13 protein-coding genes and 1 pseudogene are annotated in these 14,411 nt (G+C 71.6%); 8 read left to right on the forward strand and 6 right to left on the reverse strand.

Annotated elements, in window-relative coordinates:
* Positions 1-195: 195 nt before the first annotated feature.
* Together ACMA1D_RS04700 and ACMA1D_RS04705 are read right to left on the reverse strand one after the other, a co-directional pair.
* Positions 196-1,158 (reverse strand): zinc-binding dehydrogenase, encoded by a 963-nt coding sequence (locus ACMA1D_RS04700; protein ID WP_414722579.1) that lies wholly within the window; start codon positions 1,156-1,158, stop codon positions 196-198.
* Between the two features lie 228 nt (positions 1,159-1,386).
* Entirely contained in the window at positions 1,387-2,595 is a 1,209-nt protein-coding gene (locus ACMA1D_RS04705; protein WP_414722658.1) for an NAD(P)-dependent malic enzyme, read from the reverse strand.
* A 528-nt stretch (positions 2,596-3,123) separates the two neighbouring features.
* Between ACMA1D_RS04705 and ACMA1D_RS04710 the strand changes: the two genes are divergently transcribed.
* Genes ACMA1D_RS04710 through ACMA1D_RS04720 form a run of 3 tightly spaced genes read left to right on the forward strand, consistent with a single transcriptional unit; the run spans position 3,124 to position 5,826 of the window.
* Positions 3,124-4,080 carry an ABC transporter substrate-binding protein gene (locus tag ACMA1D_RS04710; protein WP_414722580.1) on the forward strand — a complete coding sequence of 319 codons (957 nt, stop codon included), beginning with the start codon at positions 3,124-3,126 and terminating at the stop codon, positions 4,078-4,080.
* A 40-nt stretch (positions 4,081-4,120) separates the two neighbouring features.
* Positions 4,121-5,068 (forward strand): amino acid ABC transporter permease, encoded by a 948-nt coding sequence (locus ACMA1D_RS04715; protein WP_414722581.1) that lies wholly within the window; start codon positions 4,121-4,123, stop codon positions 5,066-5,068.
* 5 nt (positions 5,069-5,073) lie between these two features.
* Positions 5,074-5,826, forward strand: a complete 753-nt coding sequence (locus ACMA1D_RS04720) for an amino acid ABC transporter ATP-binding protein (RefSeq protein ID WP_349992929.1) — start codon at positions 5,074-5,076, stop codon at positions 5,824-5,826.
* Between the two features lie 229 nt (positions 5,827-6,055).
* Here the strand turns inward: ACMA1D_RS04720 and ACMA1D_RS04725 are convergent, their stop codons facing one another.
* Positions 6,056-6,841 carry a class I SAM-dependent methyltransferase gene (locus ACMA1D_RS04725; RefSeq protein ID WP_414722582.1) on the reverse strand — a complete coding sequence of 262 codons (786 nt, stop codon included), beginning with the start codon at positions 6,839-6,841 and terminating at the stop codon, positions 6,056-6,058.
* 98 nt (positions 6,842-6,939) lie between these two features.
* On the opposite strand from ACMA1D_RS04725, the pseudogene ACMA1D_RS04730 reads away from it, so the two are divergent.
* Positions 6,940-7,428 (forward strand): annotated as a pseudogene (locus tag ACMA1D_RS04730) (CGNR zinc finger domain-containing protein); the annotation flags it as partial.
* 44 nt (positions 7,429-7,472) lie between these two features.
* On the opposite strand, the gene sodX reads toward ACMA1D_RS04730, so the two are convergent.
* The gene (gene sodX / locus ACMA1D_RS04735; RefSeq protein ID WP_414722583.1) at positions 7,473-7,982 is read right to left on the reverse strand and encodes a nickel-type superoxide dismutase maturation protease; all 510 of its coding nucleotides are present in this window, start codon (positions 7,980-7,982) and stop codon (positions 7,473-7,475) included.
* 143 nt (positions 7,983-8,125) lie between these two features.
* Here sodX and sodN point away from each other — a divergent pair, with 143 nt between their 5' ends.
* On the forward strand, positions 8,126-8,521 hold the full coding sequence (gene sodN, locus ACMA1D_RS04740; protein ID WP_414722584.1) for a superoxide dismutase, Ni: 396 nt from the start codon (positions 8,126-8,128) through the stop codon (positions 8,519-8,521).
* Between the two features lie 469 nt (positions 8,522-8,990).
* On the opposite strand, the gene ACMA1D_RS04745 is transcribed toward sodN, so the two are convergent.
* The gene (locus ACMA1D_RS04745) at positions 8,991-9,359 is read right to left on the reverse strand and encodes a hypothetical protein (protein WP_414722585.1); all 369 of its coding nucleotides are present in this window, start codon (positions 9,357-9,359) and stop codon (positions 8,991-8,993) included.
* 538 nt (positions 9,360-9,897) lie between these two features.
* On the opposite strand from ACMA1D_RS04745, the gene ACMA1D_RS04750 reads away from it, so the two are divergent.
* The 3 genes from ACMA1D_RS04750 (at position 9,898) to ACMA1D_RS04760 (ending at position 12,964) form a co-directional block, all read left to right on the forward strand.
* The gene (locus ACMA1D_RS04750) at positions 9,898-11,076 is read left to right on the forward strand and encodes a magnesium and cobalt transport protein CorA (RefSeq protein WP_414722586.1); all 1,179 of its coding nucleotides are present in this window, start codon (positions 9,898-9,900) and stop codon (positions 11,074-11,076) included.
* A gap of 334 nt (positions 11,077-11,410) precedes the next feature.
* The gene (locus ACMA1D_RS04755; protein ID WP_414722587.1) at positions 11,411-11,680 is read left to right on the forward strand and encodes a hypothetical protein; all 270 of its coding nucleotides are present in this window, start codon (positions 11,411-11,413) and stop codon (positions 11,678-11,680) included.
* 345 nt (positions 11,681-12,025) lie between these two features.
* On the forward strand, positions 12,026-12,964 hold the full coding sequence (locus tag ACMA1D_RS04760) for a beta-ketoacyl-ACP synthase III (RefSeq protein ID WP_414722588.1): 939 nt from the start codon (positions 12,026-12,028) through the stop codon (positions 12,962-12,964).
* A gap of 156 nt (positions 12,965-13,120) precedes the next feature.
* On the opposite strand, the gene ACMA1D_RS04765 is transcribed toward ACMA1D_RS04760, so the two are convergent.
* Positions 13,121-14,032 carry a glutaminase gene (locus tag ACMA1D_RS04765; protein ID WP_349995555.1) on the reverse strand — a complete coding sequence of 304 codons (912 nt, stop codon included), beginning with the start codon at positions 14,030-14,032 and terminating at the stop codon, positions 13,121-13,123.
* Positions 14,033-14,411 lie beyond the last annotated feature (379 nt).

Raw genomic sequence — 14,411 nt, forward strand, 5'->3', positions numbered from 1 at the left:
CACCCTGCGACGACCGCACCGCCGCATGACCCGCCGCATGACCGCACTGCCGCACCGCTCCGCGTACGCCCCGTACGAACGCCCGTGCCTCGCGCGCCCTGCCCCGGCAGCGGAACGGGCGCGGCCCACCGGCACCGGCCCACCGGCCAGCGGGCCCGGCCCGCACGCCCGCTCCCGCCCGCGGCACCCGGACCGTCACACGGTCAGCACCACCTTGCCGAACAGGTCGCCCTGCGCCATCCGCGCGAACCCCTCGCGGGCCCGGTCCAGCGGCAGGACCGTGTCGATCACCGGGCGCACGCCGGTCGTCGCGCAGAAGCTCAGCAGGTCCTCCAGCTCGTCCTTGGAGCCCATGGTCGAGCCCACCACCTTGAGCTCAAGGAAGAAGATGCGGTTCAACTCGGCGGCCTTCGGGCTCGGCCCGCTCGTCGCACCCGAGATGACCAGGGTGCCGCCCGGGCGCAGCGACTTGACCGAGTGCGACCAGGTGGCCGCGCCGACCGTCTCGATCACGGCATCCACCCGCTGCGGCAGCCGCGCCCCCGGCTCGAACGCCGCCACGGCGCCGAGTTCCACCGCCCGCTCCCGCTTGGCCGCGTCCCGACTCGTCGCGTACACCCGCAGCCCGGCGGCGCTGGCCAGCACGATCGCCGCGGTCGCCACGCCCCCGCCGGCCCCCTGCACCAGCACCGCGTCGCCCGGCCGCACGCCGGCGTTGGTGAACAGCATCCGGTACGCGGTGAGCCAGGCCGTCGGCAGGCAGGCCGCCTCCTCGAAGGAGAGCTCCTTCGGCTTGGGCAGCACGTTCCACTCGGGCACCGTGACCCGCTCGGCGAACGTGCCCTGGTAGCGCTCGGTGAGGATGGAGCGCGGCTCGCGCGGGCCGACACCGTGCCCGCTCTGACCGATGACCGAGTGCAGCACGACCTCGTTGCCCTCGGCGTCGACCCCGGCCGCGTCGCAGCCGAGGATCATCGGCAGGCTCTCCGCGCCGAGCCCGACCCCGCGCAGTGACCACAGGTCGTGGTGGTTGAGTGAGGCCGCCCTGACCTCGATGGTGGTCCAGCCGGGACGCTTCTCCGGCTCGGGACGTTCCCCCAACTCCAGCCCGTCGAGCGGCTGGTCAGGGTCGATGCGTGCGGCGTAGGCAGCGAACATGCCCCGAACCCTAGGGGCGCACCGGGCCCGGCGGAACCACACGGCACTGTGACGCTGCCCCCACCACCCGGCCGGCCGCGCGGCCCGGCCGGCACACCCACCCGGCCACCCCGCACAGCACGGCGGGCCCGACCCCACACCGGGGATCGGGCCCACCGGACGGCCTGCGGCGGCACGCCCCGTACCGCAGGACGTCACCGCTCCACAGGCGTCACCGCTCCACGGGCGTCAGCGGCGCGCGACGCCCTCCGCCCGGGCCGCCGCGGCCACGGCCGCGCTGACCGCGGGGGCGACCCGCTCGTCGAACGGCGAGGGGATCACGCAGTCGGCCTTGAGCTCGTCGGCGACCACCGCGGCCAGCGCCTCGGCCGCCGCCAGCTTCATGCCCTCGGTGATCCGGGAGGCCCGCACCTGGAGGGCGCCGGCGAAGATGCCGGGGAAGGCCAGCACGTTGTTGATCTGGTTCGGGAAGTCGCTGCGCCCGGTGGCCACCACGGCGGCGTACTTGTGCGCCACGTCCGGGTGGATCTCCGGGTTCGGGTTGGCCATCGCGAAGATCATCGCGTCCTTGGCCATGGTCGCCACCGCGGACTCGGCGACCGTGCCGCCGGAGACCCCGATGAAGACGTCGGCACCGTCCAGCGCCTGCTCAAGGGAGCCGGACAGGCCCGCCTTGTTGGTGAAGCCCGCCACCTCCCGCTTGACGTCGGTGAGGTCGCTGCGGTCGGCGGAGACGACGCCCTTGCGGTCACAGACCGCGACGTCCCCGATGCCCGCCTCGATGAGGATCTTGGCGATGGCCACGCCGGCCGCGCCGGCGCCGGAGATGACGGCCCGGAGCTGGCCGAGCGAGCGCTCGGTGAGCTTGGCCGCGTTGCGCAGTGCCGCCAGCGTGACGACGGCGGTGCCGTGCTGGTCGTCGTGGAAGATCGGAATGTCCACGCGCTCCTGGAGCCGGCGCTCGATCTCGAAGCAGCGCGGCGCGGAGATGTCCTCCAGGTTGACGCCGCCGAAGGAGGGCGCGAGCCGGGCGACGGTGTCGATGATCTCGTCCACGTCGCGGCAGTCGAGCGCGATCGGCACCGCGTCGACCCCACCGAACTGCTTGAAGAGGATGGCCTTGCCCTCCATCACCGGAAGGGATGCCTCCGGTCCGATGTCGCCCAGCCCGAGCACCGCGCTGCCGTCCGTCACCACGGCCACGACCTGGGACTTCCAGGTGTAGTCGTGGACGAGTTCGGGCTGTTCGGCGATGGCGCTGCACACCTTGGCGACCCCGGGCGTGTACGCGAGGGACAGGTCGTCCCGGTCGCGCACGGGCACGGTCGCCTGGACGGCCATCTTGCCGCCCCGGTGGAGTGCGAAGGCCGGGTCGAAGAGTTCCTCGTCCGTCCTGTCGTCGCTGTCACTGCGAGGATTCACGATCTCCGCTGACACTTTCATGACCCCTTTGTCGTATTGCTGGTGAGGGTTTCCGCCCCTGGTTGAGGAGCAGGCGGGCACCGCGTCCGTATTCCGCCCCGCGGATGACCGCGACGGAGTGAGTCGAACGCCGGGCACGCCGCACACGTGCCCTGAGCCCCGGGTGATGGGGTGTAACCGTCTTTTTTACCGGAGAAGCGCAGTCCCGAACGAGTGAGTTGCGTCGCGATACGGAGCGGTAACCCCGAAATAACCGCACAAGCCGGTCAACCGCCACCAAATATTTGCGTACCGAGACATCACACCCATGCGGAAGTAACCATTCCGGCACCCCCGAGTGTTTCCCGAGTCGCCGCCGAGATGTCACTGCCGACATCCTTCGCACGGCCCGCCACGGGATTCGCCCGTTATCCGATTTTGACCTCGCTGGCCCCCCATACCCGCTGGTCCGGATGGCAAGATGCCCCAATCACACACGGTGCCGACACTCGAAGACGCGTGCCGGAACCATCGGTGTCTCCCACATCCGCAGGAGGAACCAGTATGACCGCCAGCAGTCCCCGCCGGCCGGGCATGGCCACCCCTCGGACATCGCGGTGGGCCGCGGTCACAGCCCTCGTCGCCGCCGGCGCCCTGCTGCTCACCGGATGTGGCGACCAACGGGACAAGGTGGACGGTTCGGTCTCCGGAAAGGGACTCTTCAACAAGCTGCCAAAATCCGTCCAGAATGCGGGCGTGATCAAGGTGGGGTCGGATATCGCCTACCCGCCGGTGGAATTCAAGAAGAGCGGCCGGACCGTCGGCATCGACCCCGACCTCGCCGATGCGCTCGGCAAGGAGCTCGGCGTCCGCTTCGAGTTCGCCAACGGCACCTTCGACACCCTGCTGACCGGCCTGCGCTCCAAGCGGTACGACATCGCCATGTCGGCCATGACCGACACCAAGGAGCGCCAAGAGGGCATCGACCCGGAAAAGGGCAAGAAGGTCAGCGAAGGGGTCGATTTCGTCGACTACTTCCAAGCCGGCGTCTCGATCTACACGCGTAAGGGCAAGACCCAGTCCATCCGGACCTGGGACGACCTGTGCGGCAAGAAGATCGTCGTGCAGCGCGGCACCGTCTCCCACGACCTGGCCAAGGACCAGGTCAAGGAGTGCGAGAAGAACGGCAACGGCAAGATCTCCATCGAGGCGTTCGACAACGACGTACAGGCCCAGACCCGGCTGCGGGCCGGCGGCGCCGACGCCGCGGCCAGCGACTTCCCGGTGGCCGCGTACGCGGTCAAGACCTCGGGCGGCGGCTCCGACTTCGAGATAGTCGGCGAGCAGGTCGACGCCGCCCCGTACGGGATCGCCATCGGCAAGAACAACCCCGAGCTCCGCGACGCCCTCAAGGCGGCCTTCGACGCGATCATCAAGAACGGCGCGTACGAGAAGGTCCTGAAGAAGTGGGGCGTCGAGGCCGGCGCCGTCACCGAGGCCAAGATCAACGGCGGCTCCTGACCGCACTGCCCGTGCCGGCTCATGCTGAAAGGCAGCACCAGTGACTGTTGACATCGACAAGGTGAAGGGGCCATCCGGCGACCCGACACCAGCCCCCGAGGCCATCAAGGCCATCCCGGTCCGGCACTACGGCCGCTGGATCTCGGCGGTGATCGCGCTCGGCCTGCTCGCCCTGCTGGTCAACGCCTTCGCCCAGGGCAGGGTGAACTGGGGCGCAGTCCCCGACTACTTCTTCGACAAGGACATCCTCAAGGGCGTCCGGAACACCATCTGGCTCACCATCGTCGCGATGGCGCTCGGCGTGGTGCTCGGCGTGCTGCTGGCCGTGATGCGGCTGTCGAAGAACCCGGTCACCGCCTCCCTCGCCTGGGGCTACATCTGGTTCTTCCGCGGCACCCCGGTGTACGTGCAACTCCTCCTGTGGTTCAACCTCGGCCTGGTCTTCGAGTACATCAACCTCGGCCCGATCTACCAGGACGAGTGGTCGGACTTCATGACCCCGTTCCTCGCCGCCGTGCTCGGCCTCGGGCTCAACGAGGCCGCGTACATGGCGGAGATCTGCCGGGCCGGCATCCAGTCGGTCGACGAGGGCCAGACGGAGGCGTCGCACGCGCTCGGCATGAGCCACGCCAAGACGCTGCGCCGGGTGGTGCTGCCGCAGGCGATGCGGGTGATCGTGCCGCCCACCGGCAACGAGTTCATCAACCTGCTCAAGACCACCTCGCTGGTGATCGCGGTGCAGTACTACGACCTGCTCCAGGCGGCCACCAACGTCGGCCAGACCTCCGGCGGCACGGTCGAGATGCTCTTCCTCGCCGCGATCTGGTACCTGGTGGTCACCAGCGTGCTGAGCATCGGCCAGTTCTACCTGGAGCGCCGGTTCGCCCGCGGTTCGCTGCGCCAACTGCCGCCCACGCCCTGGCAGAAGGTCAGGGCCAACATCACGTCACTGGGCAACCGTGGCCCGAAGGGGGGTGGCGGCGCATGACCGCCATGGTCAAGGCCGAGGGCGTGCACAAGTCCTTCGGCGCCGTGCAGGTCCTCAAGGGCATCGACCTGGAGGTCGCCCCGCGCGAGGTGTTCTGCCTCATCGGCCCCTCGGGCTCCGGCAAGTCCACGTTCCTGCGCTGCATCAACCACCTGGAGAAGATCAACGCCGGCCGGCTGTACGTCGACGGCGACCTGGTCGGCTACCGGCAGCAGGGCAACAAGCTCTACGAGCTGCGCGACCGCGAGGTCGCCGCGCAACGCCGCGACATCGGCATGGTCTTCCAGCGCTTCAACCTCTTCCCGCACATGACCGCGGTGGAGAACGTGATGGAGGCGCCGGTGCAGGTCAAGCGGGAGAGCAAGGCGGTGGCCAGGGAGCGCGCGCTGACCCTGCTGGACCGGGTGGGGCTGGCCGACAAGGCGGGCAACTACCCGGCCCAGCTCTCCGGCGGCCAGCAGCAGCGGGTGGCCATCGCCCGGGCGCTGGCCATGGAGCCCAAGCTGATGCTCTTCGACGAGCCGACGTCCGCGCTCGACCCGGAGCTGGTCGGCGACGTGCTGGACGTGATGCGCGACCTCGCCGAATCCGGCATGACGATGATCGTGGTCACCCACGAGATGGGGTTCGCGCGGGAGGTCGGCGACGCGCTGGTCTTCATGGACGACGGCGTGGTGGTCGAGACCGGCCACCCGCGCGAGGTGCTGACCAACCCGCAGCACGAGCGCACCAAGTCGTTCCTGTCCAAGGTGTTGTGAGCCGCGGGCGGGCCGGGGCCAGCGCGGCGCCGGCGGCCGACCACGGCCGGTCGCGGCGGGCCGGTGACCGCTGACGGCACGCCGCCGGTACGGGGCCCGGCCGCCGCGGAGCCCCACCGCGCCGGCCGGCCGCCCAGCCCGCGGGCCAGCCTCCCGATGCGCGACCGGCCACCGGCCCGGAGCGGCGAGTTCGGGGCAACCGGTCCGCCCGCCCCTCGGCCCACCCGGCCTACTTCAGCCCGAGCACCAGCGAGTCGGTGGCCGAGCACCACACCGGCCGCACCTCGGCGAAGCCGGCCGCGCGCAGCGTCGTCACGTGCCAGGCCAGCGGCTCGTCATTGCCGTCGTGGTCGTTGTTGTCCGTACTGGGGTTGTTGAAGATCTTGAACCGCTCGGCCGCGGGCCCGCCCAGCACCTCGTCCGCCGCGACCGCCTGCCACCAGTCGACCCAGTCCTGCACGCCGGCGCTGCGCTCACGCTCCTGGCGCGCCTTGCGGAACGCCCGCTCGGCGGCGTTGATCCGCGGCGTGCTCGGGTCCGGCATGTGGTCGGCGTTCATGAACACCCCGCCGTCCCGCAGCACGCCGGCGACCTGCCCGTACAGCGTGGCCAGCGCGTCGCTGTTGAGCCAGTGCAGCGCGGTGGCGGTGAGCACGGCGTCGTACGAGGCGTGCGGCAGCTTGCCCGCCCAGTCGGGGTCGCGCAGGTCGGCCGTGACGAACTCGGCGCGCGGCTCGTTCGCGAAGTGGCCGCGGGCGATGGTCAGCAGGGCCGGGTCGAGGTCGACGCCGGTGCTGGTGGCGCCGGGGAAGCGGGTCAGCAGCCGGTCGCTGATGGTGCCGGTGCCGCAGGCGAGGTCGAGCACCCGCGGGGCTTCGCCGACGGTCGCCTCGACCATGTCGAGCATGACGCGGAACCGCTCCTCGCGGTCGGGCATGTACCACTCCTGCTGCCGGTCCCAACTGGCCTGCCAGGCCCGCCAGTCGGCTCCCACCGGCGTGATCGTCTCGGTCATCGCGACCCTCCCAAGGCCTGTACGTAATACCCTGATAGCTAGAGCAGCCATTACCTCACTGCACCGACGACCATAGACCGCCTCCGTAAGGACTACAAGTGGAACTGGCCTATTACTCGGATCTCGCCGTCCAGCTCGTCAACAGCGAGGAGCCCGAGCGCGGCACCGACGGGCTCACCTCGGTCGAGGACGTCCGGGGGCTGCTCGGTCCCAGCAAGCAGGTGGCGCGACGGGCCACGGACGCCGACGTGACCCGACTGCGCGGGGTGCGGGCGCGGCTGCGCGCCGTCTTCGAAGCGGCCGACGGCGGCGACGAGGTGCTGGCGGTGGACCTGCTGAACGCGCTGCTGCTGGAATTTCCGGTGAGCCCGCAGATCTCGGGGCATGAGGTACGGGACGAGGACGGCCGTCCCAAGTGGCACATGCACATCGCGGACTACGCCGCCAACGCGGGCGCGAGCTACGCGGCCACCGCGTCCATGGGGCTCGCCTTCCACCTCACCGAGCTCGGCGCCGACCGGCTCGGGATCTGCGAGGCGCTGCCCTGCCGTAACGCATATCTCGATACATCGACAAATCGTTCGCGACGGTACTGCTCCGACCGCTGTGCCACGCGCGCGAACGTCGCTGCCTATCGGGCCCGCAAGCGCCTGGAGGACGAACGCGCTGACCGCGCAGACCGGCCGGCGAGCCAGCCCAGCGGACCGCGCCCGGACCGCACCGGCCGCACCGCGGCGGCGGCCCACGACACCAGCCCGGCCACCGAGCGCTGACCCGCCCCGGGCGGCGGACGCAACCTGGCCAGCGCCCGCGCCACCACCAGCTCGTCCGGCACCACGCCGAACTCGCGGCTGTCGTTGTGCACGTACGGGTTGTCCCCGGCCACCCACCAGCCGCCGGCCCGCCGCTCCACGACACGCTTGACGATGAGCAGGTCCTGCGCGAACGGGTGGCGCAACACCACCACGTCCCCGGCCCGCACCCCCGCCCCGTACTGCACGATCAGTTGGTCACCGGGCAGCAGCGTGGGCACCATCGACGGGTTGTACACCTCGGCCAACCCGATCCGCAGCAGCCCATGGCGTTCGCGGTCCCCCTCCTGCCCGCGTTCGCGATCGCGCTCCTGCACGTGCTCCCGCATCACGGCACCTCCTGGTCCGTTGCTCCATCAGTCCCAGGCTGACACCGGACTTTTGTCCTAAGCCCCCCGGGCCACCCGAGAAAAGCCTTCCCGCACGGAGTAATCTCGCACCTGAGAAGACGATCACGAGGAAGGACAGCTCTATGCTCTCCCGCCTGTTCGCCCCAAAGGTCAAGGTCAGCGCCCACTGCGACCTGCCCTGCGGCGTCTACGACCCGGCCCAGGCCCGCATCGAGGCCGAGTCGGTCAAGGCAGTCCAGGAGAAGTACCAGGCCAACGAGGACCCGCACTTCCGCGCCCGCGCCACCGTCATCAAGGAGCAGCGCGCGGAGCTGGCCAAGCACCACATCTCCGTGCTGTGGAGCGACTACTTCAAGCCCCCGCACTTCGAGAAGTACCCGGAGCTGCACCAGCTCGTCAACGACACGCTGAAGGCCCTGAGCGCGGCCAAGGGCTCCACCGACCCGGCCACGGGTCAGAAGGCCCTGGACTACATCGCCCAGATCGACAAGATCTTCTGGGAGACGAAGAAGGCTTAAGCCGGCCGCTTTTCGGCCTCTTTTGACTTCCCGTGACGCACGCCGCACACCCGTGGCGTACGCCGCCCACGCATCACGCACCCGGTCCGCACGCCGCATCACGCGGCACACACGCGGACCGGGTGCGGTGTTTCACCCCACGGCGCAGCAGCGCGACAGACCACACAGCCCGGCCTCCGCTCGCGGAAGGTGGAGCTCAGGACCGGCTGCTTTTCGGCCGCATTTCGGCCTCTTTTGACCTCCTGCGGCACACGCCGCGCACCCCGTGGCGTACGCCGCCCACGCACCACGCACCCGGTCCGCACGCCGCACCACGCGGCACACACGCGGACCGGGTGCGGTACTTCCCCGGCTCCTCGGCCGCCCCAGTGCGCCGGCGCGCGCCCCCGGAGCGCCGGCGGCGGCAGCCTCGTACGCGGGACGGCCCCACGAGCGCGGGCCGTCCTGGGGTGGCGTCGGTGCGGTCCGGCTACTCCGCTTCGCGGCGCTGCCGGACCAGGGCGATCGTGGTCGGCTCCGAGGTGGCCGAGCCGCCGCCGCTGCGCTCCACCGCGTAGGTGACGACCACCGGGACGTCCGTGACGGACAGCACCTCGGTGGGGATGACGAAGGCCATCTCGCGCCCCACCCAGGAGGTCGAGACGGGCGAGACGTCGGTGTAGAGGGTGCCGAAGGTGACGGTGATGACGTCGCCCTTGGCCATCCCGGCGTACGGGGCGACCCGGACCGTCGCCCCGTACGGCGCGTCCGCCACCGCGAGCGCTCCCTCGACGACGTCGTCCACCTCCGGGGCGGGCAGGTCGGTGCTGGTGCCGTCAGCCGCTGATAGCTCGCTCATGGCGGGGCCCTCTCCGGGAAGCCGACGTTGCGTCGATGTCGACGACGCCGGCGTGCGTCATCGCTCTCCGGGGTGATCTTTCCGATGCTCGGTCGCTACGACAAGGGGGCGAGGGCAGCCTGTTGGGCCATGCCCGATTCGTCCCGGCCGGCTGGCCGGCGGCGGCCACGGTGGGGCCGGGGCAGCGGCCAGCCGGCCGGCGCGGGGCCATCCCGCGGCAAGCCCGCCAGGCAGCCGACCGCCACCCGCGCGTGACCCGCGGTCGGCCCCTGCGAGGCCCGGGCACCGCCGGCCCGTCGGCCCCGGCGCACGGGCCCCGCGCCGGGGCGGTGCACACCGGTGCGCCTGCCCGGCGATCCACCGGTCGCCCCTGCGCACCCGCGCCGCGGGGCAACCGCGGCCGACGCCGCGGCGTCCCGTTCCACGCAGCGGCGGCGTCAGCGCCGACCCGCCGCTGCGGGCACCGTCCGTACGCCCCGCGTACGGATTCGGCCGGCATACTGAGCGCCCCCTCAACCCCGCAGGAGCCACCGTGTCGATGATCCGCACCCTACGGACCGCGGTCCGCATCGGGCGCCGCCGCCCGCGCGGCGTCGACCTCAGCCACCCGGCCCGCTCGCCACTCGGCAGTTCGGTGGTCAACTGCGTGGTCTACCAGGGCGGACAGCGTCAGCGCGGCGACTGCCCGGCCGCCGAGGCGATCCGGCAGGTCCGCGTGGGCCAGCCGAAGCTGCCGAAGCTTCCGGTGCAGGGCGCGCCCGGCGGGCGGGGGGCGCGACGGTCCGGCGGTTTCGTGTGGATCGGGCTGCACGAGCCGGCGGACGAGGAGTTCGCCGAGATCGCCGAGTTGTTCGGGCTGCACCCGCTGGCCGTGGCCAACGCGCTCCAGGCCCATCAGCGGCCGAAGGTGGAGCGGTACGAGGCGGACACGCTGTTCGCCGTCTTCAAGACCGTGCGCTACGTGGAGCACGACCAGCTCACCGCGACCAGCGAGATCGTGGAGACCGGCGAGATCATGGCGTTCGTCGGCCCCGACTTCGTCATCACCATCCGGCACGGCGGGCACGGCTCGCTCGGCCCGGTGCGCGAGGAGCTTGAGTCCAGGGCCGAACTGCTGGCCCACGGGCCGGCCGCCGTGCTGTACGCCATCGCCGACCACGTCGTGGACGACTACCTCGCGGTCGCCTCCGCGGTCCAGGACGACATCGACGCGGTCGAAATGGAGGTCTTCACCCAGCACCCGGCGGGCGGCTCGCCCCGCCGCTCCGGGCAGGCCGAGGAGGCCGGCCGGATCTACCAGCTCAAGCGCGAACTCCTGGAGCTCAAGCGCGCCGTGGCCCCGCTCGACCGGCCGCTGCACGCGCTGTCCAACCAGCCGTCGCGGATCGTGGACGCGGACGTCAGAACGTACTTCCGGCACGTGGCCGACCGGCTGGCGCGCGTGTCGGAGCAGGTCAGCTCGTTCGACGAGCTGCTCAATTCGATCCTCCAGGCCAGCCTGGCGCAGCTCACCGTCGCGCAGAACGAGGTGCTGCGCAAGATCAGCGCCTGGGTCGCCATCATCGCCGTGCCCACCATGCTGTGCGGCCTGTACGGCATGAACTTCGACCACATGCCCGAACTCGGCTGGACCTACGGCTACCCGGCACTCCTCATCAGCCTCGTCACCCTCTGCGGCCTGCTGCACCGCGCCTTCCGCCGCAGCGGCTGGCTCTGAGGCACGAGGCGGCTGCGGTTCGCGCGGGTTCCTGTGGCTCGTGCGGGTTCCTGTGGCTCGTGCGGTTCTGTGGCTCGTGCGGTTCTGTGGCCGGTGGTCGCCCAGGGCGGCCGGTGGTCGCCCAGGGGGCTTTCTGGGTGTCCGTCTCTTGACCGTTAACCACCGGCCACGGGGAGGACGCCGCGTGTCCACGCGCGGTCGGGAACATGCGTACGAGGCAGCGCCGCGCCGCCCGTACGGCCCCGTGCCGGCCCGGCTCCGGACTCCGCGCCTCAGCCCCACGGCACCGTCGCCGGCCGGGCCAGAGATCCCGCGCGAGACGAGAGACCCTCCCATGCCCTTATACCGGCGCCTCGCCCGGCTCGGTCCCGTCGCGGTCACCCTCGCGGCAGTGGCCGGGCTCTTCGGCACCATCGTCGTCACGACCAGCGCCGCGCCACCGGCCCAGCCGCCCCGTACCGGACCGCCCGCCGAGCGCGCCGACGCGACGCCAGGCACCCCGGCGGGGCCGCACCGGGCGCCGGCCACGCGCGGTACGCCGCACCGCGCGGCGACCTCCGACACACCGGGCGGCGAGCGGGACCGCCCGTACAGCGCCCCCTAGCCCGGACGTCTCGGGCTCGCGCCCGGCGTACGCCCCGGCGACGGTCGTGCGACGTCCGGCCGAACGGCGCGCCACGCCCACGGGGCGCGCGCCCTCGCCCCAGGGTGCCGAAGACTCCAGTTCTCGCCGCAGAAGATTGGTGGATCACACACCCTTGCGCCGACGTACGCCCCGCAGACTGGAACCCACCGCACCAATGGGGCGGCAGCATGCCCGTACCCCGCATTCCGCCGCCAGCCGGAGGAAACTCAGCGATGCCGGAAGAGCCGGAAAAGCTAGACAATCCGGCGGTACCGGAAGAACCTGAGGAACCAGCGGACTCTCCAGCGAAAGGGGCACGGTCGCATGTCCGGGTCGCGCGTACTGGCCCTCGGCCACTACCAGCCCTCCAGGGCGCTCACCAATGACGACCTGGCGGCGTTGGTCGACACCAGCGACGAGTGGATTCGCAGCCGCGTCGGCATCCGCACCCGGCACGTCATGGCCGCCGACGAGACCGTCGACGAGATGGCGGCGCACGCGGCGGCCAAGGCCCTGACCCAGAGCGGCCTCGCGCCCTCCGACATCGACCTGGTGCTGGTGGCCACCTGCACCGCCGAGGGCCGCAGCCCGAACACCGCCGCCCGGGTCGCCGCCCGGCTCGGCCTCGGCTCGCCCGCCCTGATGGACATCAACGTGGTCTGCGCCGGCTTCACCCACGCACTGGCCACCGCCGACCACGCGCTCCGGGCCGGTTCGGCGACCAAGGCGCTGGTCATCGGGGCCGAGGCGTTCACCTCGGTCGCCGACTGGACCGACCGTTCGACCTGCGTACTGGTCGGGGACGGGGCCGGCGCGGCGGTCGTGGTGGCCTCCGAGACGCCCGGCATCGGCCCGGTCCTGTGGGGCTCGATGCCGCAGATGAGCGAGGCCGTACGGATCGAGGGCAGCCCCACCCGCTTCGCCCAGGAGGGCCAGGCCGTCTACCGCTGGGCGACCACCCAGTTGCCGCCGCTGGCCAGGGAGACCTGCCGGCGGGCCGGCATCGAACCCGCCGACCTGGGGGCCGTGGTGCTGCACCAGGCGAACCTGCGGATCATCGAGCCGGTGGCGCGCAAGCTCGGCGCCGTCAACGCGGTCGTCGCCCGGGACGTGATCGACTCCGGCAACACCTCGGCGGCGAGCATCCCGCTGGCGCTGTCCAAGCTGGTGGAGCGCGGCGAGATCCCGCCCGGCACGCCCACCCTGCTGTTCGGCTTCGGCGGCAACCTCTCGTACGCGGGTCAGGTCATCAGCTCGCCCTGACCTGCGGTTCGCCCACCGGCGCCGGGCCGCGGGCGGGCGGCGGGCGGGGTGTTCGACCCGGGCCACACCGGGCCGGCGGGGCGTCCCCCGTCGCTGACCCTCGTCGCCGCCCCGCCGCTGGTCCGGCGCCCGCCGCCCGGCGGCCCGTCGCCGCCCTCAGAAGACGGACCACCCGGTGAGCGTGGTGAAGTGGTCGAGCGCGGCGACGCCCACCACCGAGTTCCCGCGGGCGTCCAGGCCCGGGCTCCAGACGCACAGCGTGCACCGCCCTGGGATGACCGCGAAGATCCCGCCGCCGACGCCGCTCTTGCCCGGCAGCCCGACCCGGTAGGCGAAGTTGCCCGCCGCGTCGTACGTACCGCAGGTCAGCATGACGGCGTTGACCTGCTTGGCGGCGCTGCGCGACAGCAGCCGGGTGCCGTCGGCGCGCAGCCCGTGCCGGGCCAGGAAGCCGCCGGCCAGCGCGAGGTCGCGGCAGCTCATCCGGACCGAGCACTGCCAGAAGTAGTGCTGGAGGACGGTCGACACGGGATTGTCCAGATTGCCGTAGCTCGCCATGAAGTGTGCGAGGGCGGCGTTGCGGTCGCCGTGTTCGGTTTCGGACAGCGCCACCAGCGGGTCGAAGGCCAGATCGGGGTTGCCGCTCTCGGTGCGCAGGAAGTCCAGGAGCACGGTGCTCGCGTCGCCGGTCAGGGTCTGCAACCGGTCGGTGACGACCAGCGCACCGGCGTTGATGAACGGGTTGCGCGGAATGCCGTTCTCGTACTCAAGCTGCACCAGCGAGTTGAAGGCGCTGCCGGAAGGCTCCCTGCCGACCCGCTCCCAGATCGCCTCGCCGCCGTGCGCGAGGACCAGCGCCAGGCTGAAGGTCTTGGATATGGACTGGACCGAGAACGGCTCCTGCCAGTCCCCCACGCCACAGACCCCGCCGTCGACGTCGGCGACCGCCATGCCGAAGCCCCCGGCGTCGATCGTGGCCAGGGCCGGGATGTACTGTGCCACCCGGCCGCTGCCGACCTGCGACCGCACCGCCGCGGCCACCTCGTCCAACACTCCCTGATAGTCCACGTGCTCCCCCGTGCTGCCGTTCTGTGCCCACGGCACCGCCGCGGTCCGTACGCCACGCCGCACGGCTCACTGTTCGGGTCGCCGTTCGGGGCACCGCCCAGTTCACCGTGGGTCGTTGGCGCCATCATGCACTGCGGAACGCCCCCTACCCACCGGCGCACGCCTCCCTTACGCACGCCCCCTACTCCGCCAATCCGCCGAGTCCGCCACTGGCTGCACAAACGTCGCCGAACGGCGCTCCGCGGCCACTACACGGCGGCCGGATCGGTTCGCACGTCAGCCGAACGGCTAGTCCAACAGCGAACGTTCCGGTACAAGCAGGTCATAGAGGAGGCGGTGCGCAGATCGGGCGACCGCCACGCACGGAACGGAGGCGGCC

This window comes from Streptomyces sp. 796.1 (assembly GCF_047525675.1).
GTDB lineage: Bacteria > Actinomycetota > Actinomycetes > Streptomycetales > Streptomycetaceae > Streptomyces.